The sequence below is a fragment of the Amycolatopsis echigonensis genome (assembly GCF_002846615.1).
Lineage (GTDB): Bacteria > Actinomycetota > Actinomycetes > Mycobacteriales > Pseudonocardiaceae > Amycolatopsis > Amycolatopsis echigonensis.
The window spans coordinates 2,237,400-2,257,947 of the sequence record NZ_PJMY01000003.1 but is presented as its reverse complement, the minus strand read 5'-3'; the positions used below and the strand labels follow the sequence as shown (position 1 = coordinate 2,257,947).

The 20,548-nt window shown below is 70.2% G+C and carries 22 protein-coding genes; 18 read left to right on the top strand and 4 right to left on the bottom strand.

The genetic code is table 11. The annotated features are described in order from the left end of the window. Positions 1 to 65 precede the first annotated feature (65 nt). Positions 66 to 776: a sigma-70 family RNA polymerase sigma factor gene (locus ATK30_RS15300; RefSeq protein WP_416332698.1), complete on the bottom strand. Its 711-nt coding sequence runs from the start codon at positions 774 to 776 to the stop codon at positions 66 to 68. A 281-nt stretch (positions 777 to 1,057) separates the two neighbouring features. On the opposite strand from ATK30_RS15300, the gene ATK30_RS15295 reads away from it, so the two are divergent. The 3 genes from ATK30_RS15295 (at position 1,058) to ATK30_RS15285 (ending at position 4,476) form a co-directional block, all read left to right on the top strand. After that, positions 1,058 to 2,563, top strand: a complete 1,506-nt coding sequence (locus ATK30_RS15295) for an AMP-binding protein (RefSeq protein WP_101436169.1) — start codon at positions 1,058 to 1,060, stop codon at positions 2,561 to 2,563. Between the two features lie 82 nt (positions 2,564 to 2,645). Then, on the top strand, positions 2,646 to 2,861 hold the full coding sequence (locus ATK30_RS15290; protein ID WP_101440844.1) for a glutaredoxin family protein: 216 nt from the start codon (positions 2,646 to 2,648) through the stop codon (positions 2,859 to 2,861). A gap of 58 nt (positions 2,862 to 2,919) precedes the next feature. Beyond that, positions 2,920 to 4,476 (top strand): molybdopterin-dependent oxidoreductase, encoded by a 1,557-nt coding sequence (locus tag ATK30_RS15285; RefSeq protein ID WP_101436168.1) that lies wholly within the window; start codon positions 2,920 to 2,922, stop codon positions 4,474 to 4,476. A 168-nt stretch (positions 4,477 to 4,644) separates the two neighbouring features. Here ATK30_RS15285 and ATK30_RS45035 read toward each other — a convergent pair whose 3' ends face one another. Beyond that, positions 4,645 to 4,794 carry a hypothetical protein gene (locus tag ATK30_RS45035; protein WP_158242471.1) on the bottom strand — a complete coding sequence of 50 codons (150 nt, stop codon included), beginning with the start codon at positions 4,792 to 4,794 and terminating at the stop codon, positions 4,645 to 4,647. A 990-nt stretch (positions 4,795 to 5,784) separates the two neighbouring features. Next, positions 5,785 to 6,093 carry a hypothetical protein gene (locus ATK30_RS15275; protein WP_143271380.1) on the bottom strand — a complete coding sequence of 103 codons (309 nt, stop codon included), beginning with the start codon at positions 6,091 to 6,093 and terminating at the stop codon, positions 5,785 to 5,787. A gap of 93 nt (positions 6,094 to 6,186) precedes the next feature. Between ATK30_RS15275 and ATK30_RS15270 the strand changes: the two genes are divergently transcribed. The 12 genes from ATK30_RS15270 to ATK30_RS15215 all read left to right on the top strand — a co-directional run bounded on the left by ATK30_RS15270 (position 6,187) and on the right by ATK30_RS15215 (position 17,355). Then, on the top strand, positions 6,187 to 6,990 hold the full coding sequence (locus ATK30_RS15270; protein WP_101436165.1) for a redox-sensing transcriptional repressor Rex: 804 nt from the start codon (positions 6,187 to 6,189) through the stop codon (positions 6,988 to 6,990). Continuing rightward, entirely contained in the window at positions 6,991 to 8,304 is a 1,314-nt protein-coding gene (locus tag ATK30_RS15265; RefSeq protein WP_101436164.1) for a glutamyl-tRNA reductase, read from the top strand. Next, a complete protein-coding gene (hemC, locus tag ATK30_RS15260; protein ID WP_167441917.1) occupies positions 8,305 to 9,252 on the top strand; it encodes a hydroxymethylbilane synthase in 948 nt (315 codons plus the stop codon). It abuts the gene before it with no gap. Positions 9,253 to 9,334: 82 nt separating this feature from the next. Beyond that, positions 9,335 to 10,867: a bifunctional uroporphyrinogen-III C-methyltransferase/uroporphyrinogen-III synthase gene (locus ATK30_RS15255; protein WP_101436163.1), complete on the top strand. Its 1,533-nt coding sequence runs from the start codon at positions 9,335 to 9,337 to the stop codon at positions 10,865 to 10,867. A 287-nt stretch (positions 10,868 to 11,154) separates the two neighbouring features. Beyond that, entirely contained in the window at positions 11,155 to 12,126 is a 972-nt protein-coding gene (hemB, locus tag ATK30_RS15250) for a porphobilinogen synthase (RefSeq protein WP_101436162.1), read from the top strand. Between the two features lie 20 nt (positions 12,127 to 12,146). Then, a complete protein-coding gene (locus ATK30_RS15245; protein ID WP_101436161.1) occupies positions 12,147 to 12,719 on the top strand; it encodes a hypothetical protein in 573 nt (190 codons plus the stop codon). Next, on the top strand, positions 12,719 to 13,207 hold the full coding sequence (locus tag ATK30_RS15240; protein WP_101436160.1) for a hypothetical protein: 489 nt from the start codon (positions 12,719 to 12,721) through the stop codon (positions 13,205 to 13,207). The genes ATK30_RS15245 and ATK30_RS15240 overlap by 1 nt, the downstream gene beginning before the upstream one ends. A 37-nt stretch (positions 13,208 to 13,244) precedes the next feature. Further along, positions 13,245 to 13,595: a hypothetical protein gene (locus ATK30_RS15235; RefSeq protein ID WP_101436159.1), complete on the top strand. Its 351-nt coding sequence runs from the start codon at positions 13,245 to 13,247 to the stop codon at positions 13,593 to 13,595. Between the two features lie 65 nt (positions 13,596 to 13,660). Continuing rightward, positions 13,661 to 14,923, top strand: coding sequence for an efflux RND transporter periplasmic adaptor subunit (locus tag ATK30_RS15230; RefSeq protein WP_101436158.1), 1,263 nt, complete (start codon positions 13,661 to 13,663; stop codon positions 14,921 to 14,923). Further along, positions 14,920 to 15,618 (top strand): ABC transporter ATP-binding protein, encoded by a 699-nt coding sequence (locus tag ATK30_RS15225; protein ID WP_101436157.1) that lies wholly within the window; start codon positions 14,920 to 14,922, stop codon positions 15,616 to 15,618. Before ATK30_RS15230 ends, ATK30_RS15225 begins: the two co-directional genes overlap by 4 nt. Then, positions 15,615 to 16,817, top strand: coding sequence for an ABC transporter permease (locus ATK30_RS15220; protein ID WP_101436156.1), 1,203 nt, complete (start codon positions 15,615 to 15,617; stop codon positions 16,815 to 16,817). Before ATK30_RS15225 ends, ATK30_RS15220 begins: the two co-directional genes overlap by 4 nt. A gap of 7 nt (positions 16,818 to 16,824) precedes the next feature. After that, the gene (locus ATK30_RS15215; protein ID WP_101436155.1) at positions 16,825 to 17,355 is read left to right on the top strand and encodes a DUF5666 domain-containing protein; all 531 of its coding nucleotides are present in this window, start codon (positions 16,825 to 16,827) and stop codon (positions 17,353 to 17,355) included. On the opposite strand, the gene ATK30_RS15210 is transcribed toward ATK30_RS15215, so the two are convergent. Beyond that, the gene (locus ATK30_RS15210; RefSeq protein ID WP_376772252.1) at positions 17,352 to 17,837 is read right to left on the bottom strand and encodes a TspO/MBR family protein; all 486 of its coding nucleotides are present in this window, start codon (positions 17,835 to 17,837) and stop codon (positions 17,352 to 17,354) included. The two genes, ATK30_RS15215 and ATK30_RS15210, sit on opposite strands and share 4 nt — an antisense overlap. A 130-nt stretch (positions 17,838 to 17,967) precedes the next feature. Here ATK30_RS15210 and hemL point away from each other — a divergent pair, with 130 nt between their 5' ends. From hemL to ATK30_RS15195, 3 genes are read left to right on the top strand one after another with little or no spacing between them, the layout of a single operon-like run. Beyond that, positions 17,968 to 19,272, top strand: a complete 1,305-nt coding sequence (gene hemL / locus ATK30_RS15205; RefSeq protein ID WP_101436153.1) for a glutamate-1-semialdehyde 2,1-aminomutase — start codon at positions 17,968 to 17,970, stop codon at positions 19,270 to 19,272. After that, on the top strand, positions 19,269 to 19,895 hold the full coding sequence (locus ATK30_RS15200; protein WP_101436152.1) for a histidine phosphatase family protein: 627 nt from the start codon (positions 19,269 to 19,271) through the stop codon (positions 19,893 to 19,895). Before hemL ends, ATK30_RS15200 begins: the two co-directional genes overlap by 4 nt. After that, positions 19,892 to 20,473 carry a TlpA family protein disulfide reductase gene (locus ATK30_RS15195; RefSeq protein ID WP_101436151.1) on the top strand — a complete coding sequence of 194 codons (582 nt, stop codon included), beginning with the start codon at positions 19,892 to 19,894 and terminating at the stop codon, positions 20,471 to 20,473. The genes ATK30_RS15200 and ATK30_RS15195 overlap by 4 nt, the downstream gene beginning before the upstream one ends. The last annotated feature ends 75 nt before the right edge of the window (positions 20,474 to 20,548 follow it).

The window sequence follows — 20,548 nt, the reverse complement described above, 5'->3', positions numbered from 1 at the left end:
CTGACCGCCGGTCTGGGTGAGAAACGATTAAGACGCCGGAAAAGTTACGGCTGTTCGTTGAACGATCAACGCAGGCCGGTGGGCAGCAGCTGCGCGAGCCGCCGGACCGCCCGGTGCTGAAGCGCCTTCACCGCGCCCTCGTTGCGATCCATGATCTGCGCGGTCTCCGCGACCGACAGCCCCTGCAGGAACCGCAGCACGATGCATTCGCGCTGGTCCTCGCCGAGCTCGGCGACGCACCGCAGCAGCTCGGCCCGGGTCGCGCCCGCGATCGCCTGCTGTTCGGGCCCGGCCTGCGCCGCCGGGCCGACCGGTCCGCCGGGCACGCCGCCCGGTTCGGCGACCTCGTCGGTGACGACCTCGAGCCGGAACCGGCTGGACTTCACGTGGTCGAGGATCAGGTTGCGGGCGATGGTGACGAACCACGCGCCGACGTCGCGGCCCTGGTAGCTGACCGAGGTGATCCGGCGCAGCGCGCGCAGGAAGGTCTCGCTGGTGACGTCCTCGGCCAGATCGCGGTCGCCGAGGCGGAAGAGCGCGTAGCGGTAGACGACGTCGACGTACCGGTCATACAGCTGGCCGAACGCGGAGGAGTCGCCAGCCTGCGCGGCGCGCACCAGCTCCCACGCCTCGGCCTTGGCGACCTCGGCGGGGTCCGGTTCGGCTTCGGCCTTGGACAGCGGCACGGCGGCCGCGGACGAACCGAACACGCGGTCGGCGAACATCGCGACTGGACCGCGGTGCGCGGCGGCGGACAGGGTGATCGGACGGGTCATCGGGCGGCACCTCCGGCTGTCCCTGGTGCGGCCGGGCGCGTACCCGAGGGCGTGCGGGCGTGCCGCGGCGCGTGTCCCACGCCCTCGTGGACCGGCAGCTTCGGCACGACGACTCCCTTGCTCGGGTCACCCGGTAGTGATCAACGCCACCCGGCGACGCAGTGCAGCATACGTGTTGTTACCGCGAAGTAGGTAGTGTCCCGGTCAGGCAGAGGTGCGACGATCGCGCGGCATCCCCATTACGGGTGAGAAGATGACGAATTCGCAACGGAACGAGAGGGGTGGGGGTGGACCGGATCAGCACCGCCCATGGCGTAGCCGGCCTGCTCACCGACGCGGCCAGCCGCTGGCCGGACCGCACGGCGATCGTCGAGACGGGCACGGGTGCCACGCTGACCTGGCGACAGCTCGACGAAGCGGCGCACGCGCAAGCACGCCGGCTGGTCTCCTCCGGCGTCGCGCCGGGCGACCCGGTGGTGCTGCGGCTGCCGACTTCGGCTGACTTCGCGGTCGCCCTGTTCGCCGTGCTGCGCGCGGGCGGAATCGCCGTGCCGCTGTCCCCGCAGGCCCCCGCGCCCGAGTTGGAGCGGCTGCTGGAGCACTGCGGCGCGAAACGCGTGGTCCAGCGCGACGACGCCGAACTGCCCGAGGGCATCACCGGCCTGCCGCCGCGCGGCGACGAGCCGGGCGACCCGGTCGACCTCGGCCGTTCCGGCGAGGACATCGCGGTCGTTTCGTACACCTCCGGCACGACCGGGCCGCCGCGCGGAGTGCTGCTGTCGCACCGGGCGCTGCTGGCGAACCTCGAGCAGCTGTCCCAAGTGGACGGAGTGACCGAGCACGACGACCGGGTGCTGGTGTCGATCCCGCTCTTCCACGTCTACGGCCTCGGCCCGGGTTTGCTGATGGCGACCGCGGTCGGGGCGACGCTGGTGCTGTCCGAACGCTTCGAGGCCCGGCGGACGTTGCAAGACTGCGCCGAGCACCGCGTCACGTCGATCGCCGGCGTACCCGCGATGTACAACGAATTCGCCTCGCTCGGCCCCGAGGAACTGGCCCGCGGCCTGGCGACTGTGAAACGGCTGACGTCCGGTGCCGCGCCGCTGCATCCGAAGGTGCTCGCGGCGATCCGCGAGGCCGCCGGGCTCGACGTGTACGAGGGCTATGGGCTCACTGAATGCGCGCCGGTGGTGACGTCGACGCTGGTCACCGGCTACGCGAAGCCCGGATCGGTCGGACGGCCGCTGCCCGGGATCGAGCTGCGGCTGGTGGATTCCGACGGGTCCGCGGACGACCTGCCGCTCGACCCGGAGGAGCCGGACGACGTGTTCGAGGCCGGTGGCAGCACCGGGCTGGTGTCGGTGCGCGGCGCGAACCTGTTCTCCGGGTACTGGCCGGACGGCGCGCACGGTCCGGACGCCGAGGGCTGGTTCCGGACCGGCGACGTCGGCTACCTCGATTCCGACGGCGACCTGCACCTGGTCGACCGGGCCAACGACTTGATCATTGTCAACGGCTTCAACGTCTTCCCGCACGAGGTCGAGGAAGTGATCTCGCAGCTGCCCGAGGTGGTCGAGGCTGCCGTCGTGGGTGTGGTCGACGAGCGCAGCGGCGAAGCGGTGAAGGCGGTCGTGGTGCCTGCCGAAGGCGCGGCGCTGTCGGAGCAGCAGGTCGTGGACCAGTGCGCCGCGCACCTCGCCGGATACAAGGTGCCGCACACCGTCGAGTTCGCCGAGACGTTGCCGCATTCGGCGACCGGGAAGCTGCGGCGGCTGAAGCTGCGCTGACGGCCTCGTGAGTGTTGATCACGGTTAGAACCGTGATCAACACTCACGAGCATAAGGTGGTGCTGTGCACAAAGTGACCGTGATGAGCCGCGAAGGGTGCCACCTGTGCGACGTGGCCGAGGCGGACGTCGCGCGGATCTGCGGCGAGCTGGGCGTGCCGTGGGAGACCGCGGACGTCGACAGCGACCCGGAATGGCAGGCCGAGTACGGCGACCAGGTGCCGGTGATCCTGATCGACGGGGTTGAGCACGGGTACTGGCGCGTCGAAGAAGAACGGCTGCGCGCGGCACTGCGGTAAGCAACCCGTAAGCGCGTTGGACGGGCCTGTCCGGGCCGGACCCGCCGAAGATGGTGGGGTGAATGCGTTGAAAGAAGCTCCGCCCGCCGCCCGGCCGCGCCTGTCCCTGGGCATCGCGACGTTCATCGGGCTGGTCTCGCTGGCTGTCGCGCTGGGCGTGGGGCACCTGGTCGCCGGATTTGTCGGGTACAACGCGTCGCCGTTCGTCGCGGTCGCGGACTTCGTGATCGCGCACAGCCCGCACGCCGTCGTGGTGTGGGCGGAGCAGACCATCGGGACCGCCGACAAGACCGTGCTCAAGATCGGCCTGGCCGTGGTGCTGCTCGGTTTCGCGGTGCTGGCCGGACAGCTTTCGCGCCGCCGTCCGCTGCCGGGTCAGCTGCTGGTGCTCGTGGTCGGCGCGTTCGGGATCTTCGCGGTGTTCGAGCGCACGGACGTCGGCCAGCTCGCGTTGCTGGCTCCGGTGCTGTCGCTGGGCGCTTCGCTGCTGGTGTTCGGCTGGCTGCACAAATGCGCGCTGCCGCCGGAAACCGAACCGCGGCAAGGACTCAGCCGTCGCCAGGTATTGCAGCGCGGCGCGGGACTCGCGGCCGGCGCGGGCGTGGCGGCGATCGTCGGCGAGGTCGTGTCCACCACCGGCAGCGCGGCCGGATCCCGCGCGTCCATCGGGCCGCTGGTCGCTGCGCGGAAGGCCCCACCGGTGCCGCCGGACGCGGATTTCCACAAGCTCGGCTCGCCGCCGTTCATCACGCCGAACGCGAGCTTCTACCGGATCGACACCGCGTTCGTCGTGCCGCAGGTGCGGGCCGAGGACTGGAGCTTGAAGATCCACGGCATGGTCGACCGCGAGGTCAGCTTCTCCTACGCGGACATCCGGAACCGCCCGCTGGTGGAACGGACCGTGACGCTCACCTGCGTATCCAACGACGTCGGCGGAGACCTGATCTCGACCGCGAACTTCATCGGCGTGGACCTGGTCGACCTGCTGGAGGCGGCGGGCGTGCACGCGGGCGCCCAGCAGATGTACGCGACCAGCGTCGACGGGTTCACCTGCGGCACCCCGGCCAACGTCGCGCTGGACCCGGCGCGCGGCGCAATGCTCGCGATCGGCATGAACGGCGAGGCACTGCCGGTCGAGCACGGATTCCCGGCGCGGATCGTGATCCCCGGGCTGTACGGGTACGTCTCGGCGACCAAATGGGTCACCGACCTGGAGTTCACGACCTGGGACGCGCGGCAGGCGTACTGGCTGCAGCGCGGCTGGGCGGAGCAGGCCCCGATCAAGACCGAATCGCGGATCGACGCCCCGGCCAGCGGAACGTCGGTGCGCGCGGGCCGGGTCCGCGTGGCGGGGACGGCGTGGGCACAGCACGTCGGGATCGCGAAGGTCGAAGTGCGCGTGGACCAAGGCGCGTGGCTCCCGGCGACCCTGTCAGCCGAGGTCAACAAGGACACCTGGCGGATGTGGTGGGCCGAGGTGCCGGTGCCGCCAGGCAGCCACACGGTGACGGTGCGGGCGACGGACCAGTCCGGTTACACGCAAACAGACCGTCGCGCGGACCCGGTCCCGGACGGCGCGACCGGGTGGCACACGGTTCCGTTCACGGCGGCTTGAACCCCCGAGTCCGTGGGCCAACACTCGGCGCTATCGCCATCCGTCCCGCTGACGACGTGCCAAGCCCGGGGGCAGCGACCACCGTTGGCCGGGGACCCGTGACGACGGCCGAGAAGGGCGCGGTCCCGCTCTCGGCAAGGCCCAGCCGCGCTCGGCTGCTAGCAGCTGTTATCCCGGCAATGACTGGATGACCTTCGCCGCTACCTTTTCTGCCAGGTCGCAGGCTTTGTCTCCAAATTTGGCGACGGCGTCCGGGCCGAAGACCATAGCCACGGAGAACAGCTGCTGAGGATCGTTGTCCGCAAGCTGGACATCCATGACGCAACCTTGCCCCTTCGCGAACTCGGACCTTGTCGCATGTTGGCCCTCTACGGTGACTTCCGAGCCGCCCTTCGCCGACTGGATCCCGCGAGACGTCGAAACCGTCACTGTGTTGGCCGTGGAGTACTGACACTGCGGCCCGCTCATCTCTGGCTTCGGCACCGAAGTTTGAAGGATTGCGCCGAGGTCTTGGCTGCTAATGAGGTCGCAGGACGTTTGGGAGCCCATCTTCTTCGTCGGGGCTCCGGCGGAAGAACTGCATCCCGTGAGGACCAGGAGTGAAATCCCGAGCAAAGTGGACGTTCCTGCCCTCAGGACTCGTTGTTTCAACGGGCACGTTCCTTCTGATTGCTCCTGCGTGTGCAAGTCACTACGCATTGGGTGTAGCCGCGCCAGCTGTTCCACGTGGCCGAGAACCGGACCGACCATCCGAACGGGTTACGTCTTGACTCGGGAGCAGGCTGGGGCGCGCTGTGCTCGCTCCTGCGGCGCGTCGGCCCGCCGGAACTGTCCGGCCGGTCTCCGCGGTGGTGTGTGCACAGCCACTGGATGGGCCGATGGTGACGGCAACTCGGGATCGTCAGCGGTGGTGCGGTTACCGGTGGGCCGCGGGCTCAGTTGTGCTCCCGGTCATGCGGATGACCAGTGACTTTGTGCATGCGTTCACAAGTGGACTACCGTAGGAACCCGTCCCCGCGAGGTCCGGCATCGAACCGGACGGAAGCCGTGGGGTCAAGGGTTGGTTTTCCACTGCCGGACAGGCAGGTGGGAGACAGCGCGGGCACGAAGCCGGATTGAGGAGACGTCAGCGTGGTGACACAGCGGGGTGGGCGCGGTGGTGCCGAACCGCCGGGCACGCCTCCTCGCGACGAATCCGACGCCGCCGAACCCGCCCCGCCAGCTGCGCGCCGGTCCGGGGGACGGCATGCCGCGGGCAGCCGCCGTCGAGCTACGGTGAGCGAGAACGGCTTGGGGCGCAACGGGAATTCAGCGGAAGCCAGTCACGCAAGCGGCTCGGAGAACGGGCGGGCCGCCGGTAGTGGCGAGCATGCTGCGGGCAATGGCCGGGCGGCAGGTCGTGATCGGGCCGCCGGTGGTGGAGAGCATGCTGCGGGCAATGGCCGGGCCGCTGGTCGTGATCAGGTCGCCGGTGGTGGCGAGCATGCCGCGGGCAACGGTCGCACTGCTGTTCGCCGTCAGGAGGCCGGTGGCGAACACGCCGCTGGCAACGGCCGGGCAGCGTCCGGCAACGGCCGCGCCAGCCGGGCGGCCGCCGAGGCCGCCGTCGAGGCCCAAACCCCCGCCGAGGACGAGCCGAAACCCCGCACCCGCCGTCCCGCCCGCGCCTCCCGGACCGCGCCGGACGCCGACAATGCCCCGACCGCCGAGATGCCCGCCGTCTCCGATGCGGAGGACACCGCGGTCCGCGCGAAGCAGATCCCGGAGGCCGCCGTCGCTCGGCTGGCCGTCTACCTGCGGATTCTCTCCGGCTTGGCCGAACAGGGCGCGACCACCGTCTCCAGCGAGGAACTCTCCGCCGCCGCCGGCGTGAACTCCGCCAAACTGCGCAAAGACCTCTCCTACCTGGGCTCCTACGGCACCCGCGGCGTCGGCTACGAGGTGCAGGTGCTCGTCAGCCAGATCGAGCGCATCCTCGGCCTCACTCGCCAGCACCGGGTCGCGGTGGTCGGAATCGGCAACCTCGGCCACGCGCTCGCCAACTACGGCGGCTTCCCCGGCCGCGGCTTCCCGGTCGAGGCGCTCTTCGACCTCGACCCCGACCTGATCGGCGTGCCCGTAGGCGGCCTGCCGGTCTCCCACATGGACGACATTCCTCGCGTTTGCTCCGAAAGGGAGATTTCCGTGGGGATCATCGCCACACCTCCTACCGCCGCGCAGTCGGTGTGCGACAGGCTGGTGGCAGGCGGCGTCCAGTGCATCCTCAACTTCGCGCCGGTAGTGCTTCAGGTACCGGCACACGTCGAGGTCCGCAAGGTCGACCTGGCTGTCGAGCTGCAGATCCTCTCGTTCCACGTGGCTCGGCGCGCCGACAGCGCGGCCAGCGCGGGCGCCGCCGGGGAAAACCAGGGAAATACCGGGTTACCCGGCACGGGCCGACCAGCCGACAATGGCAGCGGCGGCGGACGAAACGGCGCCGGTACGGACGGCGGTCTCGGAATGGTGGTGCGCTGAATGAGCGTGTTGGCGGTCGGGCTCTCCCATCGCAGTGCGGATCTCGGCACGCTCGAGCGTGCGGCGATCCCCGCGGACGAGCTGACCAAGGTCCTGCACGACCTGCAGCAGGCGGAGCACATCAGCGAGGTCATGCTCGTCTCGACGTGCAACCGCATCGAGGTCTACGCCGTGGTCGAGACGTTCCACGGCGGCGTCAACGACGTCTCGGAGGTGCTCTCCCGCAAGGCCGGGATGGAGCCCGCCGAGCTGTACGACAGCCTGTACGTGCACTACGCCGGCGCGGCCGTCGAGCACCTGTTCTCCGTCGCCTCGGGCCTCGACTCGATGGTGGTCGGCGAGACGCAGATCCTCGGCCAGGTGCGCGCCTCGTACGCGACCGCGCGCGACGCCGGCACCGTCGGCCGCACGCTGCACGAGCTGATCCAGACCACGCTGCGCGTAGGCAAGCGCGTGCACTCCGAGACCGGGCTCGACCAGCTCGGCGCGTCCGTCGTGTCCGAGGCGCTGGCCGCCGCGGGGGACATCGCGGGCAAGCACGCGCTGATCGTCGGGGCCGGTTCGATGGGCGCGCTCACCGCGTCGCAGCTGCGCAAGGCCGGGATCGCCGAGATCACCGTCGCCAACCGCACCGAAGCCAACGCCGTCCGGCTGGCCGAGAAGGTCGTCGCCGAGGGAATCCCGGCCCGGTCGGTGCCGCTGTCCGACCTGGCCGCCGCGGTCGAACTCGCCGACCTCGTCGTGGCGTGCACCGGGGCGCAGGACGCGGTGTTCCTCGCCGGCCATGTGCCCGCGCGCGCCGGACGTCCGCTGGTGGTCTGCGACCTCGGGCTGCCGAAGGACGTCGACCCCGCGGTCGCCGAACTCGCCGACGTCACCGTGGTCGACCTGGAGACGATCCAGCGCCGGATGCGCGACGCCGGGGCCCCGACCACCGAGCGGCAGACCGCCAAAGCCAACGGCATCGTGCTCGACGAGGTGCGCGAGTACCTCGCCGGACAGCGCAGTGCCGAGGTCACGCCCACGGTCACCGCGCTGCGCAGGCGCGCGGCCGAGGTGGTGGACGCGGAGCTGCTCCGCCTGGACAACCGGCTGCCGGAACTCGACAGCCAGGTTCGCGAAGAGGTCGGCCGCACGGTTCGCCGGGTGGTCGACAAGCTGCTGCACGCGCCGACGGTGCGGGTCAAGCAGCTGGCCGCCGAGACGGCCGACACCGACTACGCCAACGCGTTGCGGGAACTGTTCTGCCTCGACCCGCAGGCTCCTGCGGCCGTGGCGAGCCCGACAGCGCCGGAATCCGAGAAGAAGCGGTAAGTGACCAGAGTCATTCGCATCGGCACGCGGGGCAGCAAGCTCGCCCTCGCGCAGACCGGCATCGTCGCCGACACCATCCGCGCCACCGGGGCGGAGGTGGAGATCGTCACCGTCACCACGCCGGGCGACCTCTCCAGCGCCCCGATCTCGCAGATCGGCGTCGGCGTGTTCACCTCCGCGCTGCGGGAAGCGTTGCTGCGCAACGAGATCGACGTCGCCGTGCACTCGTACAAGGACCTGCCCACCGCACCCGAACCCGGCCTCGTGCTGGCCGCCGTGCCGCCGCGCGAGGACCCGCGCGACGCGCTCATCGCGCGCGACGGCCTCACCCTCGGCGAGCTTCCGCCGGGCTCGAAGGTCGGCACCGGAGCGGCCCGGCGGATGGCGCAGCTGCGCGCGCTGGGTCTCGGTTTGGAAATCGTGCCGATTCGAGGCAATATCGATACCCGCATGCGCAAGGTGACCGACGGCGAGCTGGATGCCGTTGTGCTCGCGCGTGCCGGACTGGCCAGGGTCGGCCGGGTGGACGAGATCACCGAAACCCTCGACCCGATCCAGATGCTGCCCGCCCCCGCGCAGGGGGCGCTGGCGCTGGAATGCCGGGCCGCCGACGTGGACGTCGAGCACCTGCTCGCGTCCGCGGCGGACGACGAGAGCACGAGGGTCGCGGTGACGGCCGAACGGGCTCTGCTCGCCGCGCTCGAAGCCGGGTGCAGCGCGCCGGTGGGCGCGCTCGCCGAGATCGTCGAGGACCTCGACGACGAGGGCGCGGTGGTGGAGCGCATCTCGCTGCGCGGCACCGCTGCCGTCGAAGGCGAGAACGGCGGCGTCGACATGGTGCGGGCGTCCGCGATCGCCGGGATCGGCGAGGCGGAGAAGCTCGGCCGGGAACTGGCCGCCGAACTGCTTGACCTGGGAGCCGGGGCGCTGCTCGGCCCCGCGCTGTGACGCCAGCCGTCACCGACCCGCACGACCTGCCCGACACCAGCGGCCGGAGCACCGGCCGCCCAAGAGGAGAAGAACACCAACGATGACCCCTGCTCGCAAGACCGCCGGGCGCGTCGCCTTCGTGGGCTCGGGCCCCGGGGACGCCGGGCTGCTCACCGTCCGCGCCCAGGAACTCCTGGCCAAGGCCGAGGTCGTGGTGACCGACCCGGACGTGCCGGCCAGCGTGCTCGCGTTCGCGGCTCCGACCGCCGAGGTCCGCCCCGCCGTCGGCGAACCGTCCGACGTCGCCAAGGACCTGACCGCCGAGGCCAAGGCAGGCCGGCTCGCGCTGCGGCTGGTCTCCGGCGACCCGCTGACCAGCCCGGCCGTCGTGGCCGAGGTCCAGGCCGTCGCCCGCACCTCGGCTGTGTTCGACGTCATCCCGGGTGTCGCGCCGGGCACCGCGGTGCCGGCGTACGCGGGTGTCGCGCTCGGCGGCACCTACACCGAGGCGGACGTCCGCGGCGAGGTCGACTGGGGCGCGCTGGCCGCGGTCCCCGGCCCGATCGTGCTGCACGCGACCTCGGCGCACCTGGCCGAGGCGGCGAGCCAGCTGACCGAGAAGGGGCTGCCGCCGACCACCCCGGTCGCGGTCACCGCGAACGGCACCATCAACACCCAGCGCACGCTGGACACCACCCTCGCCTCGGTCGCGAACGACGCGGGCGAGCTGGTCGGCCCGCTGGTCGTGACGGTCGGGCAGGCCGCCGGGCAGCGCTCGAAGCTGTCCTGGTGGGAGTCGCGGGCGCTGTACGGCTGGAAGGTCCTGGTGCCGCGCACCAAGGAGCAGGCGGGCGAGATGGCCGAGCGGCTTCGCGGCCACGGCGCGACCTCGCACGAGGTGCCGACGATTTCCGTCGAGCCGCCGCGCAGCCCGGCGCAGATGGAGCGGTCGGTCAAGGGCCTGGTCGACGGCCGGTACCAGTGGATCGTCTTCACCTCCACCAACGCGGTGCGCGCGGTGTGGGAGAAGTTCGAGGAGTTCGGCCTGGACGCCCGCGCGTTCTCCGGCGTGAAGATCGCCTGCGTCGGCGAATCGACCGCGGCGAAGGTGCGTTCCTTCGGCATCATCCCGGAGCTTGTCCCGACCGGCGAGCAGTCGTCCGAGGGTCTGCTGGCCGAGTTCCCGCCGTACGACGACGTGCTGGACCCGGTGAACCGCGTTCTGCTGCCGCGTGCGGACATCGCCACCGAGATCCTGTCGGCCGGCCTGGTCGAACGCGGCTGGGAAGTGGACGACGTCACCGCCTACCGGACCGTCCGGGCCGCGCCGCCGCCCGCCGAGACCCGCGAGATGATCAAGACCGGCGGTTTTGACGCGGTCTGCTTCACCTCGTCGTCGACCGTGCGGAACCTGGTGGGCATCGCCGGGAAGCCGCACACGCGCACGCTGGTCGCGTGCATCGGGCCGAAGACTGCCGAGACCGCGGTGGAGTTCGGTCTGCGGGTGGACGTTCAGCCGGAGAAGGCGGATGTGCCGCATCTGGTGGACGCGCTTGCCGAGCACGCGGCTCGGCTTCGGGCGGAGGGTGCGTTGCCGCCGCCTCGGAAGGCGAAGCGGACTCGGCGTAGCTGAGGTTCGTGGCGGCTGGGGTTCGTGGCGGCTGGGGCGGCTCGTCGCCTGGCGGCGACATTGCGCCCGGGCCTCGTGGGTGGCACCCCGAAGCTGAGTGGGACGACGGCGCGGGGGGTGCTTGTCAAGGCGGGAAAGATGCCTTGACAAGCACCCCCGCGCCGCGTTTTTGGCTTCGTATCGGGGTGCGGGGGAGGTGTGGGTGCCTCGGGGCTTCGCGAGTGCCCTCGCCGGGGAGTGCGAGTGCCCTCGCCGGGGAGATTGTCTGAGTGCGGGAGTACCTTGGGTGTGTGTTCCCTGAGCAGCGACCCCGCAGGCTTCGTACTACTCCGGCAATGCGCAGGTTGGTCAGCGAGACCACGTTGCGGCCACGGCAGCTGATCCTGCCGATGTTCGTGGCCGAGGGCCTCGACGCGCCGCGGCCGATCGCCAGCATGCCGGGCGTCGTTCAGCACACTCGCGACACGCTTCGCAAGGCCGCGGTCGAGGCGGTCAACGCCGGGGTCGGCGGGCTGATGCTCTTCGGCATTCCGGAGAAGCGGGACGCGCAGGGCTCCGGCGCGGTGGACGAGAACGGCATCCTGAACGTCGCGCTCCGGGATCTGCGCAGCGAACTCGGCGATTCCACCGTGCTGATGGCCGACACCTGCCTGGACGAGTTCACCGACCACGGGCACTGCGGCGTCCTCGACGCGGACGGCGTGGTCGACAACGACGCCACGCTCCGGTTGTACGCGGACATGGGCGTCGCGCAGGCGGAAGCCGGGGCGCACGTGCTCGGGCCGAGCGGGATGATGGACGGCCAGGTCGGCGTGATCCGCCGGGCGCTCGACGAGGTCGGGCACAGCGAAACCGCGATCCTCGCCTATTCGGTCAAGTACGCCAGCGCCTTCTACGGGCCTTTCCGCGAGGCTGTCGATTCGCAGCTCAAGGGCGACCGCAAGACCTACCAGCAGGACCTCGGCAACGCGCGCGAGGCGATGCGCGAACTCGAGCTCGACCTCGCCGAGGGCGCGGACATGGTCATGGTCAAGCCCGCACTGTCCTATTTGGACATCATCAATGCGGCGGCCGACATTTCCCCGGTTCCGGTCGCGGCGTACAACATCTCCGGCGAGTACGCGATGGTCGAGGCGGCCGCGGCGAACGGCTGGCTCGACCGCGAGCGCACCGTGCTCGAGGTGCTCACCTCCATCCGCCGCGCGGGCGCGGACCTGATCCTGACCTACTGGGCGGCCGAGGCCGCGGCCTGGCTGGACTGAGCCCGGGTAGGGTCTTTCGGGTGGTCGAGAAGGACGAGAACACCCCGAAGCCAGCCGAGGTGAACCCGGACGAGTTCGCCGGGCTCACCGACGACGAACGCCGCAAGCGCGGTCGTGCGCCGGATCCGATGCTGCCAGGGGAGTCCGCGCCGAAGGCCAAGCCGCCGCTGGAGGTGCACGCCGCGTTCGTGCTCGCCATCGTCGGGGCGGTGATTGTGGTGGTCGGGCAAGTCGTCACCTTCGCGTTCAAGCAGCAGCTCGTCGACGCGATGATGAAGCAGCCCCAGAAGCCCGGCCACCCGCTTACCCTTGAGGAGGCTCAGTCCACCGCGAACTTTTTCGTCTGGTCCTTGCTGATCGGCGCGGTGTGCTTCGCCAGCCTGCTCGTCCTGTTCGCTTGGAAGGCCCGCGAGGGCACGCGGTCGGCGCGCAGCATCGCGACGCTGCTGGCGGTGCTCGGCATCGTGTTCGAACTCGGGGTGACCCGCAGCATCTTCGCGCTCGCCGCTTCGCTGGCGCTGGTCGTCATGCTGATCCTGCTGTACCTGCCGAAGGTCGCGGACTACTTCCCGAAGGTTGGCAAGACTCTGTAATGGCGGCCAGGACGCTGTACTCCGAGGCCGGTGTCGGCTGGTCGGCGCTGATCTGGGGCCCGCTGTTCGCGCTGCTGGGCGCGCTCGCCGAACTGGCCACCGGCGGCCCGGTGCACGTGGTCGGGTGGGTGCTGATCGGCGCCGCGCTGTGCGTGCTGACGCTGCCCTGGGTCTACGCGCGACGACGGTTCCTTTCGCTCGAGGTCACCACCGAGGGGCTGCGGCAAGGGCGTGAGACGCTGGCCGCCGAGCGAATCGCGTCGGTGACCGACGTCGGCGCGCCAGTCGGGACGCGCGTTCTCGGCGGTGGCTGGTCGGTGCCGCGGAAGTACGACGAGTTGCCGGTTGAGCTGGACGACGGCACCGTGGTGCTCGCCTGGGCCCGTGACGTCGAAGCGCTGAAGGCCGCGCTGTCGGAGCTGGCCGCGAAGAACCGGCCCGAGACCGAATCGACCGGGGAGGAGCGGTCCGATGACTCCCGGAACTGAACCCCCACGAGGGACGCGGAACGACGGTGAACCTGAAATGCTGGACCCCGTGATCGACCTACCCCAGCCGACCGGAGCCGGGCTTTGGCCGCCGGAGGAAAAGCAGCCCGAGGCGAAACTCAACCAGCCGTGGCGCGCGTTCGTCGCGCTCGGCGAGGTCGTGGTGGCCGGATTGGTGCTCTGGGCGGCGTTCGCGCTGTGGCACGCCGGGGTCGTCACGGTCGTCACCACCGCGGGCGACGGCACGCGATTGGCGTCGCAGCGCTACTTCGGCGGGCACATCGCCGGGGCGCTCGGGCTCGGCACGCTGTCCGCGGTGCTGGTGGTGGACGCGTTCCGCCAATTGCTGCTCGCGGTGCGTGCCCGGCACAAAAAGAAAAAGGACTGAATTACACAGCTGGCCCACAGGGAACCAACAGCTGACTGCTAAGCAGGGCCCGCAGTCTTGCGCCCATGACGCGGCTGCGCACACGAACCTGGGTGGTCAACGGAGTCCTTGTCGTGCTGCTCGGCGGCGCGGCTTTCGGGATTTACCAGGCATTTTCTCCGGCTAGCTCCACGGCGTCCGCACAAACCCGGACCACGCCGGTCCGCCGCGCGAACGTTTCCCAGACCGTGTCGGCGGCGGGCACGATCGCGAGCACGTACACCGGCGTCGCGAACTTCACGACGTCCGGCAAGGTGACGAGCATCGACGTGAAGGTCGGCGACGTCGTCAGCGCCGGCCGGAAGCTCGCCACGATCGACTCTTCCCAGGCGAGCAAACAACTTCAGGTCGCCAAGGACAATCTCGCGGTAGCCGAGGACAACCTCACGAACGCGGAGGACAACCCGCCGGCGAACCAGACCGCGGCACAGGCGCAGAGCAGCACCGCGTCGCTTCAGGCCAAAGTGGATCAAGCGCAGCTGGACGTCGACAACGCGGAATCGGCGCTGGCCGCGACGACGTTGACCGCACCGGGTGCGGGAACGGTCACCGCGATCAACGGGACGGTCGGGCAGCAAACGGGCAGCGGATCCGGTTCCAGCAACAGTTCAGCGGGCGCGTCTTCCTCGAATTCCGGTTCCGGCGGCCAGTCCGGCCAGCAGTCGTCCTCCGGTAACAGCACCACGAGCAGCAGCACCGGTTTTATCGACATCACCGACATGGGCAATCTCGTCGTCAATACTTCGGTGGCGGAAATTGACGTGAGCAAGGTGAAAACCGGTCAGAAAGCCACGGTGGCGCTGAACGCGACACCGGATCAACCGTTGCAGGCGACCGTTTCCAGCATTGATCTCACGCCGACCACGAGCAGCAATGTCGTCAGTTACGGCGCGAAACTGGCGTTGTCGAATCCGCCGTCTGGGTTGCGGCCCGGGCAGTCGGCGAGCGTCGTGATCACCGTCGCGGAAGCCGACAATGTGCTCAGCGTTCCGGCCGCGGCGGTGCGGACCAGCGGGACGACGAACGTGGTCACGGTGGAACAGAACGGGCAGCCGGTGTCGCGGCAGGTCGAGGTCGGGGTGCGCGGAGAGTCCACTGTGGAGATCAAGTCCGGGCTGCAAGAGGGCGACAGCGTGGTCCTCACCGCGGCGTCGCCGACGACGTCGAGCGGCTCCAATGGCCAGCAGCGAACCGGTGGCACCGGCGGTCTCGGCGGGTTCGGCGGCGGTCAGCAGGGCGGATTCGGCGGCGGACGCCAGAGCGGCGTCGGCGGCGGGGGCCGGGGATGAAGCCGGTGATCGCGGTCTCCGGACTGCGCAAGACTTACGGCAGCGGGGAAACCGCCGTGCACGCGCTGCGCGGGGTCGACCTGCGGGTGTGGCCGGGCGAGTACGTGGCGATCATGGGCGCGTCCGGGTCCGGGAAATCGACGCTGCTGAACATGCTCGGCTGCCTCGACACCCCGACCTCGGGCCGGTACCTGCTGGACGGATTCTCGGTCGCCGATCTCAACGAACGGCAGCTTGCCTTGCTGCGCAACCGAAAGATCGGCTTCATCTTCCAGTCCTTCAACCTCGTGCCGCGCACCAGCGCGTTGTCCAATGTGGAATTGCCGATGGTCTACAGCGGACTCAAGCGAGGGGAACGGCGACGCCGCGCGCTCGCCGCGCTGGAGATGGTCGGGCTGACCGACCGGGCCAAGCATCTGCCGAACGAACTGTCCGGCGGACAGCAGCAGCGCGTCGCGGTGGCGCGGGCGCTGGTCGGCGGACCGGCATTGCTGCTCGCCGACGAACCGACCGGAAACCTCGACCACGCAAGCACGGTCGACGTCCTCGGCGTCTTCGACCGGCTCAACGCGCTCGGCCGCACGGTCGTGGTGATCACGCACGAGGACGAGGTCGCGCACCACGCCCGCCGCGTCGTGCGAGTCAGCGACGGGCGGATCGTGTCGGACGAGGTCCGCACCGGGGTGGTCGCGTGAACTTCCTCGAGATCATGCGGTTCGCGGTGCGCGGGCTCGCCTCGAACAAACTGCGTTCGGTGCTCACCACGCTCGGCATCACCATCGGCGTCGCATCGGTGATCTTGCTGGTGGCAGTGGGAAACGGCGCTTCGGCGGCGATCACCGCGAGCATCCAGGGCCTCGGCACCGACGTGGTCAACGTGTCTCCGCTCCGCGGCGGCGGGCAGACCAGCCAGGTCCGGCCGCTCACCGTGCAGGACGCGCACGCACTGGTCGACCCGGTGGGCGCGCCGGACGTCAAGGCGGCGGCTCCGGTGGTGAACACCAGCGGGACCGCGACCTACGGGCAGACGTCCTACGACGTGTCGAGCGTCGTCGGCACCGAACCCAGCTACTTCACCACCACGAACCGGCAGATCGCCGACGGCCAGCTGTTCGGTGCCGAGGACGTGACGCAGGCGCGCAAGGTCGTGGTGCTCGGGCCGACGACGGCGCAGTCGATCTTCGGCACCGCCGAACCGGTCGGCAAGAACGTGCTGATCAACAGCATCCAGTTCACCGTGATCGGCGTGCTGCAGACGAAGGGCAGCACCGGGCTGCAGAACGCCGACGACGTCGCGATCGCCCCGATCAGCGCGGTGCAGAACTCGCTCGCCGGCTACGGCGGGCTGAACCAGATCGCGGTGCAGGCGACCACGGCCGATTCGATCGGGCTGGCGCAGGCCGAGGTCACCGCGATCCTCGACGCCCGGCACGGCATCCAGGCCTCGGCCAATCCGGACTTCCAGATCCAGAACTCCGCGCAGCTGCTGCAGACCCGCACGTCGGCGATCCAGACGTTCACCGTGCTGCTCGGCGCGGTCGCGGCGATCTCGCTGCTGGTCGGCGGGATCGGCGTCACGAACATCATGCTCGTCACGGTCACCGAGCGGATCCGCGAAATCGGCATCCGCAAGGCGATCGGCGCGCCGCGCTCGGCGATCCTCGGCCAGTTCCTCGCCGAGGCGACCATGTTGAGCCTGTTCGGCGGACTGCTCGGCGTGCTGATCGGCGTGGTCGGCAGCCGGTTCAGCGTCGCGGGCATCCAGCCGGTCGTGGTGCCGTCGTCGATCGCGCTCGCGTTCGCGGTGTCCGCCCTGATCGGGCTTTTCTTCGGCAGTTTCCCGGCGAACCGGGCTTCGCGGCTGCGGCCGATCGACGCCCTCCGGCACGAGTAGGAGCCCCATGTCCGCGTCGACCACCCAGCCCATTCCGACCCCGCCGGAGGAGCCGGCCGCGCAGCGTCCGGAAGACCTCATCGCCGAACCCGCCGTCCAAGGCGATCTCACGACTGAGCTGAAGCAGGTCGCGCGGCCGTTCGGCAAGCCGACCCTCGTGCTCGCCGGGCTGCTCGTGCTGGCGCTGGCGTTCGCCGGCGGCGCGTGGACGCACGCGGCGTTCGGTCCGTCGAGCAGTACTTCCAGTGCCCGTCCTGATTCGACAGCCGGACAACAGGGGACCGGCTTCGGCGGACGCACGGCAGGCGGTCGCGGCACGATCGGCACCGTGGAGAAGGTCGACGGCAGCACGGTCACGCTGAAGACCGTGCAGGGCAGCGAAGTCAAAGTGTCCACTTCGGACAGCACGACGGTCGGGGTGACGCAGCCGGGCAAGCTCAGCGACCTCAAGCCGGGCCAGACGGTGACCGTCCAGGGCCGCACCGGATCGGACGGATCGGTGGCCGCACAGGCGATCGTGGCGCAGCCGGGCCGTTAGGGGACGTCGTTGAGCGCGATGATCGCCACGTTCAGCGCGGTCGTGTAGAGCAGCCACGCCAGATACGGCACGAGCAGCAGCGCGGCGATGCGGGACCGGCGGTAGAACAGCGCGATCGTCACCATCACGGTGAAATCGAGCAGCACGATGTCCACGCACGCGACCTGCGTGGAACCGCCCGCGAAGAACAGCGAGATCCACATCAGGTTGAACAGCAGGCCGATGCCGTACGCGGCGAAGCCCTGGTTCTCGCCGTCGGTGCGCCAATAACTCCAGCCGGCGACGGCGAGCACGAGGTACAGCACTGTCCACACCGGACTGAACAGGGACGAGGGCGGGGCCCACGCCGGCAGCACGTAGCGGTTGTAGGCGTCCGGTGCGGTCGTCGCGGCCAGCGCGCCGACCAGCGCGATGACGCCGACCAGCCCGAAGAACACCGCGAGCATCAGCCACGGGTTCCGGCGATGTGTGGGCGCCGTCACGTCTCCTCCATGGCTCGCCCCGTCCATGGGCGCCCATCCTAAGAGCGGTCGGGCCGGTGCGCCGGGTGGCAAACGGGTGGCAGCTTGGGCGCCACCGACACCCGAACGGAGGATTTGCAAGACTGGGACGGTGAGCACTGGCACCGAGCAGTCCAAAGCATGGTTCGCACGCGCCAAGGCGGCCGTTCCGGGCGGGGTGAACTCGCCGGTGCGCGCCTTCAACTCGGTCGGCGGCACGCCGCGGTTCATGGTCCGCGGCGAGGGCCCGTATCTGTGGGACGCCGACGGCAACCGCTACGTCGACCTCGTCTCCTCGTGGGGCCCGATGATCCTCGGGCACGCGCACCCGAAGGTGGTGGCCGCCGCCCGCGCGGCCGCGGAGCACGGGCTGTCCTTCGGCACGCCGACGATCGGCGAGGTCGAACTGGCCGAGGAGATCATCGGCCGGGTCGGCCCGGTCGAGCAGGTCCGGCTGGTCAACTCCGGCACCGAAGCCACGATGAGCGCCATCCGGCTGGCTCGCGGTTTCACCGGCCGCGCCAAGATCGTGAAGTTCGCCGGGTGCTACCACGGCCACGTCGACGCGCTGCTCGCCGAAGCGGGTTCCGGCGTCGCGACGCTCGGCCTGCCGACTTCGCCGGGCGTCACCGGCGCGCAGGCCGCGGACACGATTGTCTTGCCGTACAACGATCTTGGCGCGCTCCGGAAGTCCTTCGCGGAAAACGAAGGCCAGATCGCCGCGGTGATCACCGAAGCGGCCGCGGGCAACATGGGCGCGGTGCCGCCGGACCCCGGTTTCAACGCCGCGCTGCGTGACCTCGCGCACGAGAACGGCGCGCTGCTGATCATGGACGAGGTGATGACCGGCTTCCGCGTTTCGCGCGCCGGCTGGTTCGGCCTCGAAGGCGTGGCCGGCGACCTCTACACGTTCGGCAAGGTGATGTCCGGCGGGCTGCCCGCCGCGGCGTTCGGCGGCCGCGCGGACATCATGGCGAAGCTCGCGCCCGGCGGTCCCGTCTATCAGGCGGGCACGTTGTCCGGTAACCCGGTCGCGGTCGCCGCGGGTCTCACCGCGCTGCGCGAAGCCGACGACGCTGTGTACGAGAAGCTCGACGCCAACGCGAAGCGTCTCGGCGGGCTCTTCGACAAGGCGCTCAGCGAAGCGGGCGTCACGCACACAGTGCAGTTCGCGGGCAACCTGGTGAGCGTCTTCTTCACCGACAAGCCCGTACGCAACTACGCGGACGCGCAGGCCACCGAGACGTGGCGCTTCCCGGCGTTCTTCCACGCGCTGCTCGAAGCGGGCGTGTACCCGCCGCCGAGCGCGTACGAGGCCTGGTTCGTGAACGCCGCGATGGACGACGAAGCGTTCGGTGTCATCGAGGCCGCGTTGCCGGCGGCGGCGCGCGCGGCGGCTGAGGCGGTCCGCCCATGACGACCGTCGTGCACATGCTGCGGCACGGTGAGGTCCACAACCCGGAGAAGATCCTCTACGGGCGGCTGCCCAACTACCGCCTGTCGGAGCGTGGACAGCGTCAGGCGCTTACGGTCGCGGAGGCCCTCGCCGGACACGACCTCGCGTACGTCGTCGCTTCGCCGCTTCAGCGCGCGCAGGAGACCGCAGCGCCTATCGCGGGCGCGCACCGTCTCGACATCGCCACCGACGACGGTCTCATCGAAGCGGGGAACGTCTTCGAAGGCCAGCGCGTGGCGGTAGGCGACGGCGCGCTGCGGCAGCCGAAAGCGTGGCCGCACCTGGTGAATCCGTTCAAGCCGTCATGGGGCGAGCCGTACGTCGAGATCGCACACCGCATGCTCGGCGCGGTCCACCGTGCCCGCGTACAGGCCGAAGGGCGCGAAGCGCTGTGCGTGTCGCACCAGCTCCCGATCTGGACGCTTCGCCGGTTCCTCGAAGCGAAGCGGCTGTGGCACGACCCGCGGCAGCGGCAGTGCTCCCTCGCGTCGCTCACCAGCCTGGTGTTCGACGGCGAACAGCTGCTGGAGATCGTCTACAGCGAACCCGCGGGCACCACGGACCCCAAGGTGACCGGCGCATGAAACGGCGGCTGCTCGGAGTGCTGCTGGCCGCCGCGCTGGTCGTGACGGGCTGCTCGACCGGCAAGGACGCGGTCGTCTCGGGCGGCACCTTCACCTTCGTCTCGCCCGGCGGCAAGGTCGACATCACGTACCCGCTGAACGAGCGCCAGCAGGTGCCGACGCTGGCCGGCGACGACCTGATGCACGAGGGCAAACAGCTCTCGCTCGCGGACTTCCCCGGCAAGGCGCTGGTGATCAACCTGTGGGGCCAGTGGTGCGGCCCGTGCCGGGCCGAAGCGCCCGAGCTGGAGACCGTGAGCAAGCAGATCGCCCCGCTCGGCGCGCAGGTGATCGGGCTCGACGTGCGCGACCCGGCGCGCGACGTGGCACAGGACTTCGTGCGCGACCGCGGCCTGACGTACCCGTCGATCTGGGACCCGTCCGGACGCGTGCTGCTGCAGCTGTCCGGATATCCGCGCAACATCATCCCGTCGACGCTGGTGCTCGACAAACAGCACCGGGTCGCGGCGGTGTTCCTGCGGCAGGTGCTGGCTTCAGACCTGGTTCCGGTGGTGCAGCGGCTCAGCGCCGAGAAGTGACCCGGGACCAAGGTCCCGGCCCCGCTGTGGCGTAGGTCCTGTGAGCGGGCCCCGCCCGCCTCACGTCCAGCTCAC